Source organism: Pseudomonas salomonii (assembly GCF_900107155.1).
GTDB classification, from domain to species: Bacteria; Pseudomonadota; Gammaproteobacteria; order Pseudomonadales; family Pseudomonadaceae; genus Aquipseudomonas; species Aquipseudomonas salomonii.
In genome coordinates, this window is record NZ_FNOX01000009.1 from 151,327 (window position 1) to 166,621 (window position 15,295).

13 protein-coding genes are annotated in these 15,295 nt (G+C 62.1%); 5 read left to right on the forward strand and 8 right to left on the reverse strand.

The features are described 5' to 3' along the window. The 3 genes from BLV67_RS20865 to BLV67_RS20875 all read right to left on the reverse strand — a co-directional run. A partial coding sequence (locus tag BLV67_RS20865) for an RHS repeat domain-containing protein (protein ID WP_167365888.1) occupies nt 1-1,940 on the reverse strand: 1,940 nt, incomplete at its 3' end. A gap of 146 nt (nt 1,941-2,086) precedes the next feature. After that, the gene (locus tag BLV67_RS20870; protein WP_069785844.1) at nt 2,087-5,170 is read right to left on the reverse strand and encodes an efflux RND transporter permease subunit; all 3,084 of its coding nucleotides are present in this window, start codon (nt 5,168-5,170) and stop codon (nt 2,087-2,089) included. Between the two features lie 2 nt (nt 5,171-5,172). Next, nucleotides 5,173-6,279 carry an efflux RND transporter periplasmic adaptor subunit gene (locus tag BLV67_RS20875; protein ID WP_069785843.1) on the reverse strand — a complete coding sequence of 369 codons (1,107 nt, stop codon included), beginning with the start codon at nt 6,277-6,279 and terminating at the stop codon, nt 5,173-5,175. A gap of 101 nt (nt 6,280-6,380) precedes the next feature. Between BLV67_RS20875 and BLV67_RS20880 the strand changes: the two genes are divergently transcribed. Beyond that, nucleotides 6,381-7,583 (forward strand): multidrug effflux MFS transporter, encoded by a 1,203-nt coding sequence (locus BLV67_RS20880; protein WP_069785842.1) that lies wholly within the window; start codon nt 6,381-6,383, stop codon nt 7,581-7,583. 121 nt (nt 7,584-7,704) lie between these two features. Here BLV67_RS20880 and BLV67_RS20885 read toward each other — a convergent pair whose 3' ends face one another. Next, complete coding sequence (locus BLV67_RS20885; RefSeq protein ID WP_065931517.1) at nt 7,705-8,610, reverse strand: LysR family transcriptional regulator; 906 nt, start codon at nt 8,608-8,610, stop codon at nt 7,705-7,707. A 108-nt stretch (nt 8,611-8,718) separates the two neighbouring features. Between BLV67_RS20885 and BLV67_RS20890 the strand changes: the two genes are divergently transcribed. Together BLV67_RS20890 and BLV67_RS20895 are read left to right on the forward strand one after the other, a co-directional pair. Then, nucleotides 8,719-9,585 carry a pirin family protein gene (locus BLV67_RS20890; RefSeq protein WP_065931518.1) on the forward strand — a complete coding sequence of 289 codons (867 nt, stop codon included), beginning with the start codon at nt 8,719-8,721 and terminating at the stop codon, nt 9,583-9,585. Nucleotides 9,586-9,882: 297 nt separating this feature from the next. Then, nucleotides 9,883-11,328 carry a mechanosensitive ion channel family protein gene (locus BLV67_RS20895; protein ID WP_069785841.1) on the forward strand — a complete coding sequence of 482 codons (1,446 nt, stop codon included), beginning with the start codon at nt 9,883-9,885 and terminating at the stop codon, nt 11,326-11,328. Nucleotides 11,329-11,453: 125 nt separating this feature from the next. Here the strand turns inward: BLV67_RS20895 and BLV67_RS20900 are convergent, their stop codons facing one another. Then, nucleotides 11,454-12,152 (reverse strand): SDR family oxidoreductase, encoded by a 699-nt coding sequence (locus tag BLV67_RS20900; RefSeq protein WP_017139685.1) that lies wholly within the window; start codon nt 12,150-12,152, stop codon nt 11,454-11,456. A 107-nt stretch (nt 12,153-12,259) separates the two neighbouring features. Here BLV67_RS20900 and BLV67_RS20905 point away from each other — a divergent pair, with 107 nt between their 5' ends. Beyond that, complete coding sequence (locus BLV67_RS20905; RefSeq protein ID WP_065931520.1) at nt 12,260-12,691, forward strand: winged helix-turn-helix transcriptional regulator; 432 nt, start codon at nt 12,260-12,262, stop codon at nt 12,689-12,691. A 91-nt stretch (nt 12,692-12,782) separates the two neighbouring features. Next, the gene (locus BLV67_RS20910) at nt 12,783-13,370 is read left to right on the forward strand and encodes a LysE family translocator (protein ID WP_017139683.1); all 588 of its coding nucleotides are present in this window, start codon (nt 12,783-12,785) and stop codon (nt 13,368-13,370) included. Here BLV67_RS20910 and BLV67_RS20915 read toward each other — a convergent pair. From BLV67_RS20915 to BLV67_RS20925, 3 genes are all read right to left on the reverse strand, one after another. Beyond that, nucleotides 13,312-14,205, reverse strand: coding sequence for an AraC family transcriptional regulator (locus tag BLV67_RS20915; protein ID WP_069785840.1), 894 nt, complete (start codon nt 14,203-14,205; stop codon nt 13,312-13,314). The genes BLV67_RS20910 and BLV67_RS20915 overlap by 59 nt on opposite strands. Before the next feature lie 63 nt (nt 14,206-14,268). Then, complete coding sequence (locus BLV67_RS20920; RefSeq protein ID WP_069785839.1) at nt 14,269-14,688, reverse strand: GNAT family N-acetyltransferase; 420 nt, start codon at nt 14,686-14,688, stop codon at nt 14,269-14,271. Nucleotides 14,689-14,701: 13 nt separating this feature from the next. Next, nucleotides 14,702-15,268, reverse strand: a complete 567-nt coding sequence (locus tag BLV67_RS20925; protein ID WP_065931524.1) for a TetR/AcrR family transcriptional regulator — start codon at nt 15,266-15,268, stop codon at nt 14,702-14,704. Nucleotides 15,269-15,295: the final 27 nt, after the last annotated feature.

Here is a 15,295-nt window from a genome sequence, read left to right on the forward strand (position 1 = left end):
CCCGCTCGTTCCCATTCCCAAAAGAAACTCGCGCCACCGGCCAACCCACGTTCAAGAATGACGTGCTGCTCGTCGTACCGATAAACCTCGCGTTCGCCTACGGCATTGGTCGCAGAAACCAGTCGCCCAAGGTCGTCATAGGCGTAGGAAACAACCTTCTGCTCGGTCACCCATTCAAACGGTTCATGCCCCTTGGCCCGATGAACCTGATAGTCCACCGCCACAATGCGGCCCGACTCGTACCGCAAAAACAGCGAGCGACCCACACCGTTATCCAGCCGCTCAACCCGCCCCAAACGATCGTGAAAAACCCGCAGTCGGTTGTCATACGCATCGCTGATGGCAACCAGCACGCCATCGTGGAAGTGATAAAAGCGCGATGCCTGGGCCAGCACCAGTTCATCGGGCAAGTCGCCCAAATAGATCGCCGCTTCAGCCAAGCTATTGGTAATCGCCGGCCGAGTAGCGGTAGGCAACGGAAACTCAGTACGGCGACTCTCATGATCCGTCCACACCACCGAATCACCGGAAACACAAAGCCGCTGCGCCAGCGAATGGCTCCAGCCAAACCCCAACCCGCAATCCACTTCCACCGCACTGGTGCGATATAACCGCGTCCACTCAAACGGCAAAACCCCGTCCAGCGTGCCATCAGTGAGGGTCAGCAATTCCTCGCCGGTAACCATCGACACCGGGCAACCGTTGGTAACAGTTTTGTCCGCAGGGGCTGCCGCATCGCCATTCAGGTTCTTGCCCGAAGCCGGCACATCATCCACAGGTTCCTGGCGTACCAACGCGGTCTGCTGCGTCTTGCCGCGCACCGCCGGCACAGGGTTGGCAACCAACTCATTCCCGGCTTTCAACGGCGCAACCGGTACGGTCTTGATCGGCGTCGCGGCACTGCCCAGCAAAATCGGCTTGGCAGCCTCGACATGGTCATCCAGGCGAGATTTACCGAATTGCCCGGCCAGTTGTTCCAACCAAAGGCGCGCACGCCGAGACTTGATGCCGCCCAGCACCTGGGCGCTCATGCGTATCGCAATCCCCATACCGCCCGTGGCCAGGGCCAGCACCAGGTTAATCAGCACGTCGGCGCTGATCTCACCCAGCAACTCGTTCATGTAGGCAGGCGGCAACAACCGCATCCAACTGACCATGGCCGACAAGTAGATGAACAACAGCGGCTCATCGCTGAGCACCAACAGGCCTTTTTCAAGCGCCTCGGCGCTGACATTCAACAGCTGTTCAAACTCGGCCTGGGACAGATAGCTCAGCAGCTTTTCAGCTTTGTCCAGCGGGTGCGCAAGCCACTCAAACAGCTGCTTGAGGCTGTCCCACAGTGAGTACAGCGCCTCGCCAAACCCTTTGGCGTAAGCCTGGTCCAGCATGAGGTAACGCTTGAGGACATTGGCCTCGGAGTAGTCCTGCCACAGTGGCGCAAATGTGCCGCTCCACTCGCTGCGCAGCCAACCTTCCAGCGGCGCGATCACCGACTGATAGGAGGCATACAACGCCTTGAAATTCGCAGGCGAAACGTCGGGGTAAAAGTTGACCCGGTACTGCTGGTTGCGATCACATTCGGTGATTTCGAGAATGCCGCTGGGGCCAATAGTTTTGCGGATCGGCTCGCCCAGTGGGCCGCCATTGGGGTCTACGCGTTGCAGCACCACCGGCGTATTGCCGATGGGCACAAAGCGCGCGCTCTGGAACATATGCACCAGGGTCAACGTGCCGTTGGCCTGGCAGGTGGCGACGGTACTGCTGGGAATGATCGAACGGTTGATCGGCGCCACCAGCGCCACTTCGTCACCGACCTTGAACACCTGTTCGACGTCCAGCGCTGAAAAGCTGAAAAAGCTTTCCGCCCAGGCATCGTAGGTATTGAGGCAGCGTCTGAAATCGCCGAGAACGGACTCAACGTCCCGCGTCTTTGAATCCATGGCCGCCAGCACCAGCAGGCCAATGGTCTGGCCGGTGACGGCGATCAAAAGACAACCCTATAAGTCGGAAAAACCATCTGCAATCCCTCGCACTGTGTGATCAGGCGAAGGACTTTGCAGAGGTTTTCAGGAGAACTCTGTAGAGCTTATCCGGCGTTTACGTGGGAACTTTCAACGGCCTTCGTGCGCTCCCGCCCAAGCACCAGGCTGCACAGCGCGGGCAGGAACAACAGCGTCAACACGGTGCCTACCAGCACCCCGCCAATCAGCACGTAGGCCAGGGACGACCAGAACACCGACAGCGTCAACGGAATAAACGCCAGCGCCGCCGCCAATGCGGTCAGGATCACCGGCCGCGCCCGGCGCACGGTGGCTTCGATAATCGCCTCGCGCACCGCCATGCCATGGTCCTGGTTTTGACGGATCTGGTCGGTAAAGATCAGCGTGTTGCGCATCAAAATACCGCCGATCCCGATCAGGCCCAGAATCGCGTTAAACCCGAATGGCTGGTTGAACAGCAGCAAGGTCGGCACCGCGCCAATCAAGCCCAGCGGCGCCGTGGCGAAGACCATGAACATCACGCCGAACGAGCGCACCTGGAACATGATCACCGTGAGGGTCAGCAAAATCATGATCGGGAACAGTGCCGCCAGCGCCACGTTGGCCTTGGCGCTTTCTTCCACCGGGCCGCCGATCTCGATCTGGTAACCGGCGGGCAGCTTGGCGATCAAGGGTTGCAGGTCTTTGTACACGGCCATTTCCACGTCGGGCGGTTGCACGCCGTCGATGATGTCGGCGCGCACTTCCACGGTGCTTGCACGGTTGCGCCGTTTGAGGATCGGTTCTTCCATCACCGCCTGGAAGTGCCCGACCTGGGCCAGCGGCACCGAGGTGCCGGCGCTGTTGGTGAGGGTCATGTTGTTGAGGTTGCCGAGGTTCTCGCGCTGGTTGCCCTGGGCACGCGCGACCACCGACACGGTGCGGTTGCCTTCGCGCACTTCGGTGATCGGGTTGCCGCTGAGCAAGGCGTTGAGCTGGGATTTGACCTCATTGGGCGTGAAGCCCAGCAGGCGCAGGCGGTCTTGATCCAGCACCAGCCGATAGCCGCTGGCGCGCTCGCCCCAGTCGAGGAAAGCGTCCTTGGTCAGCGTGTTGGCCGCCACAACGCGGCGCACGTCTTCGGACACCCCGCGCAGCACATCCAGGTTCGGCCCGGACACACGAAACACCACCGGGAACGGCACCGGCGGGCCGAACAGCAACTGCGTGACGCGCACCCGCGCTGCCGGGAATTCACCGGCGGCAATGCGTTCACGCATGCGCAGTTTCAGCGCATCGCGGGCATGGGAGTCGGGGGTTTGTACGATCAGCTTGGCAAACGCCGGGTCGGGCAGCTCGGGGTTCAGCGACAGGAAAAAACGTGGCGCGCCGCCGCCTACATAGGTATCGACCAGGCTGGTTTGCGGCGCTTGCAGCAAGGCTTTTTCCAGCTGCGCCGCCACCGCCTCGGTGCTTTTGAAGGCGCTGCCGGGCGGCATATACACCTCAAGGATCAGCTCGGAGCGGTCGGAATTGGGGAAAAACTGCTTCTTCACCACGCCCATGCCCAGCACGCACAGCACAAAGGCGCCGACCACCAGGCCAGTGACCAGCCAGCGTTGGCGCACGCAGGCTTGGACCAGGCTGCGCAGTTTCTGGTAATAACGGCCGGCGTAAATCGCGTCATGCCCGCCCGGCACCGGTTTGATCTGCGGCAGCAACTTTACGCCCAGGTACGGCGTGAACACCACGGCCACCAGCCAGGACGAGATCAGCGCAAAACCGACGATCCAGAAGATATTGCCGGCATATTCCCCGGCGCCGGAGCGCGCAAAACCCACCGGCAGAAAGCCGATGATGGTCACCAAGGTGCCGGTGAGCATCGGCGCCGCAGTGGAGCTCCAGGCAAACGTGGCGGCGTGAATCCGGTCAAACCCTTCTTCGAGTTTTACCACCATCATCTCGATGGCGATGATCGCGTCGTCCACCAGCAAACCCAGGGAAATAATCAGCGCGCCGAGGGTAATACGGTCAAATTCCCGCCCGGTGAGCAACATGATCACAAACACTACGGATAAGGTCAGCGGCACTGCGGCGGCCACCACCAGCCCGACGCGAAAGCCCAGGGCCAACAGGCTGATGACCATCACCACGGCGAGGGCGACGAAGAACTTGAGCATGAATTCATTCACCGCCAGGCTGATGTTTTTCGCCTGGTCGGACACCTTGGCGAAGTTGACGCCCAGCGGCAGGTCTGCCTGGATCCTGGCTTCCTGGGCCTTGAGGCTTTTGTCCAGTTCCAGGCCGTTCCAGTGTTTCTCCATGATCACGCCAAGCATCAGCGCCGGGTCGCCCTGATGGCGGATGCGGTAGCTGGGCGGGTCTTCATAACCCCGGCTCACGGTCGCCACATCGGCAATGCGCAGCACGCGGCCGTTGACTTCCAGCGGTACGTTTTCGATCAGCGCCAGGCTGTCGAAGGCGCCATCGACGCGAATATAGGCGCGGGCGCCTGCGGTTTCGACAAAACCCGACGGAGCCACCGCGTTTTGCGCGGCAAGGGCGGCGAAGATCTGGTCGGGCTTGATGCCCAGCGTGGCCAGGCGCTCATAAGAGAACTCGACAAAGATCCGCTGGGCCTGTTCGCCGAGGATATTGACCTTCTTCACCCCCGGCAGGTTGAGCAAGCCCTGGCGCAGGTCTTCGGCCATCTGCACTTGCTGGCGATGGGGCAGGTGTTCGGCTTCCAGCGCATACAGGGCGAAATACACATCGGAATATTCATCGTTGAAGAACGGCCCGATCACGCCTTTGGGCAGTTTCGCCGCTTCGTCGCTGAGTTTTTTGCGGGTCTGGTAGAACAGGTCCTGGATTTCGCTGGGGCGCGTGGACTCCTTGTAGGTCATGCGCATCGACACGAAACCGGGCTGGGCGATGGTCTCGACGCGGTCGTAGTAGTCCAGTTCCTGCAGGCGTTTTTCCAGGCGGTCGGCGACTTGTTCCTGCATCTCCTGGGCGGTGGCGCCGGGCCAGGCGGCGGTGATGGTCATGACCTTGACGGTAAACGACGGGTCTTCGGCGCGCCCCAGCTTGCCGAACGAGAAGATCCCGGCGGCGAGGATCGCAATGATCAGAAACAGCGTGACGGCGCGGTGCTTGACCGCCAGTTCGGAGAGGTTGATGCCGCGCATGCTCAGTGGTCCTGTTTACGGTTGAGGGCCAGCACTTGGGCAGGCAGCAGGCGCACCGCGTCACCGCTGTGCAGCAAGTGCGCGCCGAGGGCGACGACGATCTGGCCGGGGGTTACGCCGCTGTCGAGCAGCGCGTCTTCCTGGCCGAGGCTGGCGACGTTGACGGGGGCGAAGCTGACCTTGTTGTCCGCGCCGATCACCCACACGCCGGTGCCTTGCCCCGCATCCTGCAACGCGCCGATGGGCACGCGGGTTTGCTGGGCCTGGCCGTTGCCTTGCAGGCGCACGGTGATAGTCGAGCCGAGCGCAAAACGGTCGACGGCGCCATGCAGCACGTAGCGGGCGCGGTAGGTGCGGGTGGTGGGGTCGGCGCTGGCCGACAGCTCGCGCAGCGTGGCTGTCACGGCCTGGTCCTGTGCACCGAACGGGAAGGCCAGGGCTTTTTGCGCGGCCTGGTCACGCTGGTTTTCCGGCAGGTTGACGATGGCTTCGCGGGCGCCGTCATGGGCCAGGCGCGCCACGATCTGGCCTTCGGCGACCACTTGGCCGCGATCCACGCGCACATCGGTGATGATGCCGTCGCCGTCGGCCTTGAGCACCGAGTAAGTGCGGCGGTTTTCAATCTGGCTGGCATCCGATTGCGCCGCAGCCAACTCGGCTTCGGCCACGCGCAGGTTGGTCGCCGACTGGTCAAAGATCTGCCGCGACACGGCGCCGGTACTGGCCAGGCGCTGGTAGCGGTTCTCGTCATCACGGCGCTGGCGCAATTGCGCCTGGGCAGCGTTGACGCGGTTTTTGGCCGAACGCAGGGCCAGTTCGAAGTCGCCGATGTCCAGCACCAGCAAGGTGTCACCACGGGCGACGTGCTGGCCGGGGTCGACCTTGCGTTCAATGATTTTGCCGCTGACCCGGAAGCCCAAATCGCTTTCGGTGCGCGCCGCGACCACGCCGGTGTAGGCGCTTTGCTGGGTGCCGGCGGCTTCTACCTTGGCGGCCAGAACGGGACGCGGCAGCGGCACTTCGGCGGCGGTGTCGGCCTTGCTGTTGCAGCCGCTGAGGATAATCAACAGGGCCAGGGGCGTGAGAAGACGCAGGGGAAGAGGGTGCATGACGGGCTCCAGGGGTGGCCAATGGATAAAAAATTATGGACATAATTTTTTGCTCATATTATGGTCGAAATATAAATTAATCCAGCCCCCGGATATTCCTTATGTCGAACGCCCCGGCCCCGTCGCGAAGCCTGTTGTTTTTACTGGTGGCGCTCACCGCGCTCGGTGAAGTCTCGACCCAATTGCTGATCCCCGGCCTGGGCGCTATCGAGCAGGCACTGGCGGCGCCAGCGGGTTCGGCGTTGATGGCGTTGTCGGCATTTGTCGCCGCCTTTGGCCTTGGGCAGTTGCTGTTCGGGCCGCTGTCGGACCGCATCGGCCGTCGCCCCGTGCTGCTCGGCGGGTTGGCGCTGTATGTGCTGGCGACCCTGTCGATGCTGCTGGTCAGCGACATTCAACAGTTCATTGCCGCCCGCGTGCTGCAAGGCCTGGGCGCCTGCGCCGCGTTGGTGTTGGCGCGCACGGTGGTGCGTGATGTGTGGAAGGCCGAAGCCGGGCCGGCCCTGGCGTTGACCATGATCGGCATGCTCTACGCCATCGTCGTGGCGCCGATGATCGGTGGCCTGCTGATCAAGCTGCTGGGCTGGCAGGCGCCGATCCTGCTGGCGCTGGTGATCGGCAGCGTGGTGCTGATGTTGGCGTTGCTGTTCTTTCGCGAGAGCAATCACTTTCTGGACCCCAAGGCCGGGCATTGGCGCACCCTTGGCGGGCAATACCTGGATTTGCTCAAGGGCCGCCAGTATCGGGCGTACGCGGTTGCGCTGGCCTGCACCTACGGCGCCATGTTTGCGGTGATCGCGGGTTCATCGGCGGTATTTATCAACCTGCTGGGGTTCAGCAGCCTGGAGTACGGGCTTAATTTTGGCCTGATCGTGTCGATGCTGATCGTGGGCTCCACCTACACCCGGCGCAATATCCTGCGCCTGGGGCCGCAACGCATTGTGTCGATAGGCGTGACGCTGGTAGCCATCGGCGGGATTCTGGCGGTGGTGATTTACGAGCTGTTCGGCCTGTCGGCGCTGGGCCTGGATATTCCGGTGGCATTGGTCACCCTCGGCGGCGGCCTGGTGTTGCCGGGCTCGGTGACGGGCGGGGTGATGCCCAACGCCCATCGTGCGGGGCTGGCCGCAGGGTTGATGGGCTTTTCGCAGATGTTTGGCGCAACGTGCAGTGGGCTGTTGCTGAGCCATTTGCGTGATGGCAGTGCCACGCCGATGATCATGATCCAGGCAAGCTTTGCGGTTTCGGCGTTTGTGGCATTCCAGCTGTTGCGCCAGCGCCGGGCGGTGCTGGCAGCGGCGTAGGTGATCGTTCCCACGCTCTGCGTGGGAATGCCGCCCCGGACGCTCCGCGTCCCGCTCTGGCAGTCGTGACGCAGAGCGTCACTGGATGCATTCCCACGCGGAGCGTGGGAACGATCAGCGGTCAGGCCATGTCGCTGTGCGCGAATTCCTCGCCGAGAAAATCAATCAACGTCCGCACCGACGGCAACAGCCCACGGCGCGACGGGAAAATCGCATGCACGATCCCGGTCCTTGGTGACCAATCCGGGATCAAGTTGACCAGCCGCCCGGCGGCAATATCCTCGCGCACCACCACGCTCGGCAGGTGCGCAATGCCCACCCCGGCACACACCGTATGGCGCAGCGCCAACAGGTCATCGGTGATCATCCGCGGGAAATGCCGGATCACCGCACTGGCACCGTTCTCGCCAAACAACTCCCACTGGTATTCGCGCTGGGCCGAGCCCCAATACACGCTCGGCAGGCCGTTCAAATCCCCCGGCAACGGCGGGCTGGAAAGGCGCGACACAAACGCCGGGCTGCCCACCAGGCACTGGGTGCTGTTGCCGAGCACCTTCATCACCAGATCGGTGTCTTCCAATGGCGGAAAGCGAATGCGCAGGGCAATGTCGAAGCCTTCGTGGATCACGTCCACACGCCGGTTGGTGCTCTCCAGGTGCAGCTCCACCAGTGGGTACTTGAGCATATAGCGGGTCAGCATCGGCCCGACCCAGGAATTGAGCAGGGCGGTGGGGCAGCTCAAACGCACCACGCCCTGGGGCTCGGAGCGGTTGCGCTCGATCACTTCGGCAGCGGCTTCGGCCTCCACCCGCATGGCCAGGCAGCGCTGGTAGTAGACCTGGCCGATTTCGGTGAGCGAGCAATGCCGGCTGGTGCGGTTGATCAGGCGCACGCCCAAGCGCTCTTCAAGCTGGCTGATACGCCGGCTGAGCTTGGACTTGGGCATGTCCAGCGCACGGCCTGCCGCCGCAAACCCACGGTGCTCGACCACTTGGGTGAAGTAGTAGAGGGTGTTGAGGTCTTCCATGTCGTTCTCCAAATAGAACGCTAAGGGCTATTTTCGCGGTCTAGCGCTGTAAAGGTAGCGGATTTAAGCTGTGTTCATGCACTGCTTTCACGCCTTTGGAGACACACCATGAAAAACATCATCGGTATCTACACCAGCCCTCGCGGCCATTGGGTAGGCGACGGCTTTCCGGTTCGCACGCTGTTTTCCTACGACACCATGGGCAAACACATCAGCCCATTCCTGTTGCTGGACCACGCCGGGCCGGCCGATTTCACCCCGACTCAAGCCCGTCGTGGCGTCGGCCAGCATCCGCATCGCGGCTTTGAAACTGTGACCATTGTCTATAAAGGCGAAGTCGAGCACCGCGATTCCACCGGCGCCGGCGGCACTATCGGCCCAGGCGATGTGCAATGGATGACCGCGGCCAAAGGCATCCTGCATGAGGAGTTCCACTCCGAGGCGTTTGCCCAAAAGGGCGGCGCGCTGGAAATGGTGCAGTTGTGGGTCAACCTGCCGGCCAAGGACAAAATGACCGACGCCGGTTACCAGACCATCCTCGATGGCGATATCCCGGCGCTGCCCCTGGCCGATGACGCCGGCAGCCTGCGCCTGATTGCCGGCGAGTTTGCCGGTGCAAAAGGCCCGGCCCGCACCTTCACGCCGATCGACGTGTGGGATGTGCGCCTCAACGCTGGCAAGGCCGTGACCCTCGACCTGCACGCCGGGCGCAATACCGCGCTGGTGGTGCTCAAAGGTACGGTACAGGTCAATGGCCAGGAACTGGTGCGCGAAGGGCAACTGGCGTTGTTCGAACGCGACGGCGATCAACTCGCCCTGGAGTCCAACAACGACGCGATGTTCCTGTTGCTCAGCGGCGAGCCTATCGACGAGCCCATCGTCGGCCACGGCCCGTTCGTGATGAACACCGAGCAAGAGATTCACCAGGCCTTTGCCGACTTCCAGTCCGGCCAGTTCGGCCAGATGCACCCCTGATTCACCCCGGGCTATCGCAACCTGTTTAACGGCTATAACGCGTTGACTGGCGCCCAGTAAGCGCGAGACCCAAGGGTTGCCACATACCCCTGTGTGAGCGGGCTCTGTGTGGGAGCTGGCTTGCCTGCGATGCAGACACCTCGGTATGACTGATAAACCGAGGTGATGCCATCGCAGGCAAGCCAGCTCCCACACAAAACCAGCGCCCACACAAAGCCCACACACATTTTGCGCTGCGCTATACCCGCTATCTTCAATTCATGCGATCTTCTCGCCATACACCCTGGAGTCGCCTGGATGCCCTCATTTATCGCTGAACACCCGATGCTGTGCGCCGTGGCGCTGATCTTTATCGACATCGCCGTGTGGCGGCTTATTTCCGCCAACCTCGCCAACTGGAAACTGGCGGCGCGCCTGGCGATCTTTGCGGTGTTCAGTGCCGTGCTGTTCAACGACGGCATGAACCCCATGCAGATGGCGCCCTATGGCGACAACACCGCGTTGCACCTGGCGGCCACGGCGTTGCAGATCGGCTGGTGGCTGTTTGCCGCGCGGACCCTCACGGTATTGCTCGGCACGGTCATGATCAATCGCGTCGGGCACGGCGGGCGCTTGCTGCAAGACCTGCTGGGCGCGGTGATCTTTTTGATCGCGATCATCGCCGCCATGGCCTATGTGCTCGACCTGCCGGTCAAGGGCGTGCTCGCCACCTCCGGCGCGGTGGCGATCATCGTCGGCCTGGCGCTGCAAAGCACTTTGAGCGACGTGTTTTCCGGAATCGTGCTCAACACCACCAAGCCGTATCAGGTGGATGACTGGATCTCCATTGACGGCACTGAAGGGCGCGTCACCGACATCGACTGGCGCGCCACACGCCTGCAAACCTCCCAGGGCAGCATGGCGGTGATCCCCAACTCCCTGGCGGCCAAGGCCAAGATCATCAACTTCTCACGCCCCGCGGACATGTTCGGCCTGGCGGTCAGCCTGCAAGTCAGCCCGCATGCGCGGCCGCAAACCGTGATCGAAGCGCTGGAGCGTGCGATGCAAGGTTGCCGGCCTTTGCTGGCCAAACCCGCGCCCAGTGTGGCGTTCAAGGCTTCGGCCAGTGGCGGCGTGGAATACGAGATCAGCGGGTTCGTGCCGGCCATGGGCCAAAAGCGTGAAGTGCGTAACCAGCTTTACGACCTGGCATTCCGTCACCTGCAAGCGGCGGGCGTGGGTGTGCTGTCGGCCACTGAAAGCAGCGCGCCACCGGTGATGTCGCCTGCACGGGCGTTGCTGGAGCGTTCGTCGATTTTCTCCACGCTGCGCCAGGAAGAAAAAGACACCTTCAGCCAGAACATGACCCTGCACACCTACCGCGCCGGCGAGATGATCCTGCCGGCGGGGGAGGTCAGCGACCATTTGTTTATCGTCGAATCCGGCGTGGTTTCGGTGATGCTGATCAAGGGCGGCCACACATTCGAAGGCGGGCGCATGGGGCCGGGCGAAGTGATTGGCGAGTCGGGGGTGTTGTCCGATCAAGCGGCGTTGGCGGACTTTACCGCCAAGACCTTCTGCACGCTGTATCGCATCGAAAATGAGTACCTCAAACCCTGCCTGGACGCGCGCCACGACATCAGCGAAGCGATGAAAGCGCTGCTGGATTTCCGCCTGCATGCCGCGCAAGTCCTGACCCAGGACGCGCCGGTGGTGCCGGTCAAGAAAGGCTTTTTGCAATGGCTGCGTAATCGCGGCTTGTGAGGCCGTAACGCCATATCGTCGGGATGTAAAGCGATCTAAATGTGGGAGCGGGCTTGCTCGCACATTCAGACTGAGTTGTTTCAGTTGAAAAGGGCGCACCGGGTTCGGCGCGCACTGCTGCTTGCTCAATGGCTCAGATACACCGGGCTGTCGGTGGACAGCGAGGCTTTTACCGCGTGGGTCATGTCGGTGATCAGCGCTTCTTCGCGGTCTTCACTCAGCGCTTTAAGGGTAATGGCCACCACTTCCTGCGGCGTGCTTTTCGGTGCTTGCACATCCGCCACCATGTCGGTGTCGATGTAGGCCGGGTGCACGCCGATCACCAAGGTGTTCTGCTCGCGCAACTCACCGCGCAGGCCATTGGTAAGGCCCCACTGCGCCGACTTGGAGGTGCTGTAGCCGCCGGAGCCGGGCGGGCTCAGCCAGCTCAGCACCGAGAGGATATTGATCAGCGCGCCGCCACCTTGTTTGGCCAGGATCGGCGCAAACGCGCGGCTCAGGCGCAGGGTGCCGAAGGTGTTCACCTCAAAGTGCTGCTGCAGGTTCTCGATACTGTCTTCGGCCAGCAACGAGCCGTACTTGAGCCAGCCCGCGTTGTTGATCAACACACTCACATCGCCACACTGCTCGGCGGCGCGCTGCACGCTGGCCGGGTCGGTAATGTCCAGGGCAATCGGCGTGCTGCCGGGGATATCCACACTGGCCGGGTCACGTGCACCGGCATACACCTTGGCCGCACCCGCTGCCAGCAACGCGGTGACAAATGCTTTGCCCAGGCCACGATTGGCACCGGTAACCAACACCACTTTTCCACGAATATCCATGATGCACTCCAGGCGACGAATTAGGTTTAATGATGAAACCGTTTTTATCTTGAGCCTGTTGGTCCTATAATGCAACCTAATATTTCTGATTGCCCGGAGGCCCGACGATGAAACGCAAATGCCTGGAAGGCGACTGTTGCCCGGTCGCCCGCGCGCTCGACGTGGTGGGGGATTGGTGGACGCTGTTAATCATCCGCGACGCCTACGCCGGGGTGACGCGCTTTGGTGACTTCCAAAAACACCTGGGCGTGGCGAAAAACATCCTCGCCACGCGCCTCAAGGACATGGTCGAACAAGGCCTGTTGCACACCAGCGAAGTGGGTGCGCGCAGCGAATATCAACTCACCGACAAAGGCCGTGCGCTGATGCCGGTGCTGGTAACCCTGGCGCAATGGGGCGAAACCTTCACGCAGCCGGCCGATGGCAGCACCCACTTGCTGGATGCACGTTTGCTCAAGCCGCTGCGCAAGGTCGAGATCGTGTCCGAGGATGGCCGGGTGCTGGGCCTGGAAGACATCGTCACCCAGGTGCCGGCATGAAAAACGCCTAGGGGAATTTTCTTCAATACCGCCCATGTTCAGCCCTTTACCGTGAAGCCATCGTCACTCGGCTTCACCAAAAGGAACTGCAATGAGCTTGATCATCTCCATGGCCGCCTTCGCTTTGGCCACGTCCATCACCCCCGGCCCGGTCAATGTGGTGGCGCTCAGTTCGGGCGCACGCTTTGGTTTTGCCGCCAGCCAGAAACACGTAGTCGGCGCCGCCGTGGGCTTTACCTTGCTGCTGGTGCTGATCGGCCTGGGCCTGCATGAAGTGCTGGTGCGCTGGCCGATCCTTACCCAGTTGATCCAGTGGGGCGGGGTGGCCTTTTTGCTGTACATGGCCTGGAAACTCGCGGTCGACGATGGCCGACTCGACGCCGAAGGCACTGCCACCGCGCCATCGATGCTCTACGGCGCGATCATGCAATGGCTCAACCCCAAGGCCTGGCTGGCCTGCGTGGCGGGCATGGGCTTGTTCGTGGCCGATGGCGATGCGCGCCAAGTGTGGCTGTTCGCGGCGCTGTACCTGGTGATCTGCTACCTGTCGGTGGCGTGCTGGGCCTACGCCGGCACGTTTTTGCGGCGCTACCTGAGCAACCCCCAAGGCGTGCGCCTGTTCAACCGCTCAATGGCCGCGTTGCTGGTGGCCAGTGTGGGTTATTTGCTGATGGCTTGAGCAAGTCGCGGTATTGCCCCGGCGTGGCGGCAAAATGCAGTTTGAAGGTGCGCTGAAAATGCGCCTGGTCGGCAAACCCGGCGGCCAGGGCCACATCGGCGATCAGCTCGCCATTGCGCAACTGGGTGCGGGCAAACTGAATGCGCCGGTTCACCAGAAACGCATGGGGCGTGAGCCCGTAATACTGTTTGAACGCGCGGATCAGGTACGACGGCGACAGCTCGGCCGCCAGGCAAATATCCTCCAGCTTCAACGCTTCGGTGCAGTGCGCGCGGATGTACTCGGCGGCGCGCTCCAGCTTGTGGTTGACCTCACGCAGCGGCGCCAACGACGGGTTCAGGCGCTGCTGAACTTCGGTGAAATAACTCACCAGCGCACTCTCTTTTTGCAGCAGTTCGGCCTGTTCATCCAGCAGCATTGCGTACAGCTCGATCAGACCGTTATACAAAACCGTGTCACGGGTATGCGGGGTATTGAACGGCCGATAACCCTGCTCGGTACTGAAACCCAGCTGGTATTGCAGGTCCGTGAGCCACGGTGTATCGAGGTAAATCATGTGATACGACCAATGCTGGTCGTGGATCGGGTTGCACGCGTGCACATCACCGGGGTTCATCAACACCACCGTGCCGGCGCTGATCTCGAAGGTCTGCGCGCCATAGTGGTAATAACTGCGCCCACGGGTGATGGCGCCGATGGAAAAATGCTCGTGGGCGTGCCGGGTGTAAGTGACCTTGCGCCCGTCGGCGATGGTGCGCGCCTCGATGAAGGGCAAGCGCTCGTCACGCCAGAAGCGTGGCGCGTGCGCGGGGTGAGGCGGGGTGTTCAGCGACATGGCGGTGGCTCCATCCCTTGAGGCGAGTTGCGATCATTGCACAGACCGCCGGGGCCGTCAGCTTCAAAGCTGCTTGGACAAAAACACCCGGCTGCTGCCTTCGGGCTGGCAGGGTATTTCACCAAACCGCACCCACCCCTGTTTCTCGTAAAAACCCGGTGCCTGGAAGCTGATGGTGTACAGCACCGCGTTCCGGCAACCCCGGCGCCGTGCTTCGTTTTCGAAGGCCTGCAGCAATTGGCTACCCAGACCTGAGCCGCGCAGCGAGTCGGGCAAGTGAAACAGGTCGAGGAAGGCCATGCCCAGGGTGGTTTTGCCCGTGATGCCACCCAGGATCTGCTGGGTGTCCGGGTCTTTGAGCAACACCATCAACGGCCGACGATCATTGCCGCCAGTAACGGCCTCATTGAACGCGGCAAGGCCATCGCCCAGCAGGCGCTCGGCGTCGGGGTTGGGTTGGTCGCTGATTTCAATCATGCTCATGCGTTCGCGCTCCTCAAAGCCGCTGGCGCACCATGTGCATCAGCCGTTCACCCACCTGATCAAACCCCTTGTTCTGCGCCACCACCTGCGCGCCCTCCATCAGCAGTGACAGCTCCTGCGCCAACGCCTGCGGCGCTTGCGCGCCCATCTGCTCACACAGCGTAGCGACCCGCGCAAACTGGCGCTGTTTGTGCGCCTCGATCAATTGGCGTGCCGGGTGATCCGGCTCAGGGATCTCGGCCAGGCTGTTGGTAAACGGGCAGCCGCGATAACCCGCGCGTTGCAGGTCATCCACGATAAACCCGGTAAAGCCCAGCAACTGCTCACGGGGCGCGTCGGGGTATTGCTGCGCCAGGCTGTCGAGCACCTCGCTGTAGCTTTCGGTCAGGCGTTGCAGCCATTCCAACACCAGCGCGTCTTTGTTTTCGAAATGCCGGTACACCGTCATCTTGGTCGAGGCGGCCAGCGCGGCAATCGCATCCACGCTCACGCGGGTGATGCCCTGCTGCGCAAACAGGCTTTGCGCGGCCTCGACAATACGCTCCCGGGGCGGCAGTTGAGGGGCTTGTTGCACACGCATGCAGAATCTCCGCTTGACAGCGATACC

What these genes read in the sequence shown, in the direction of transcription:
- BLV67_RS20870 (WP_069785844.1), bottom strand. Translation starts at nt 5,170, where the DNA reads ATGCGCGGCATCAACCTCTCCGAACTGGCGGTCAAGCACCGCGCCGTC.
- BLV67_RS20875 (WP_069785843.1), bottom strand. Translation starts at nt 6,279, where the DNA reads ATGCACCCTCTTCCCCTGCGTCTTCTCACGCCCCTGGCCCTGTTGATT.
- BLV67_RS20880 (WP_069785842.1), top strand. Translation starts at nt 6,381, where the DNA reads ATGTCGAACGCCCCGGCCCCGTCGCGAAGCCTGTTGTTTTTACTGGTG.
- BLV67_RS20885 (WP_065931517.1), bottom strand. Translation starts at nt 8,610, where the DNA reads ATGGAAGACCTCAACACCCTCTACTACTTCACCCAAGTGGTCGAGCAC.
- BLV67_RS20890 (WP_065931518.1), top strand. Translation starts at nt 8,719, where the DNA reads ATGAAAAACATCATCGGTATCTACACCAGCCCTCGCGGCCATTGGGTA.
- BLV67_RS20895 (WP_069785841.1), top strand. Translation starts at nt 9,883, where the DNA reads ATGCCCTCATTTATCGCTGAACACCCGATGCTGTGCGCCGTGGCGCTG.
- BLV67_RS20900 (WP_017139685.1), bottom strand. Translation starts at nt 12,152, where the DNA reads ATGGATATTCGTGGAAAAGTGGTGTTGGTTACCGGTGCCAATCGTGGC.
- BLV67_RS20905 (WP_065931520.1), top strand. Translation starts at nt 12,260, where the DNA reads ATGAAACGCAAATGCCTGGAAGGCGACTGTTGCCCGGTCGCCCGCGCG.
- BLV67_RS20910 (WP_017139683.1), top strand. Translation starts at nt 12,783, where the DNA reads ATGAGCTTGATCATCTCCATGGCCGCCTTCGCTTTGGCCACGTCCATC.
- BLV67_RS20915 (WP_069785840.1), bottom strand. Translation starts at nt 14,205, where the DNA reads ATGTCGCTGAACACCCCGCCTCACCCCGCGCACGCGCCACGCTTCTGG.
- BLV67_RS20920 (WP_069785839.1), bottom strand. Translation starts at nt 14,688, where the DNA reads ATGAGCATGATTGAAATCAGCGACCAACCCAACCCCGACGCCGAGCGC.
- BLV67_RS20925 (WP_065931524.1), bottom strand. Translation starts at nt 15,268, where the DNA reads ATGCGTGTGCAACAAGCCCCTCAACTGCCGCCCCGGGAGCGTATTGTC.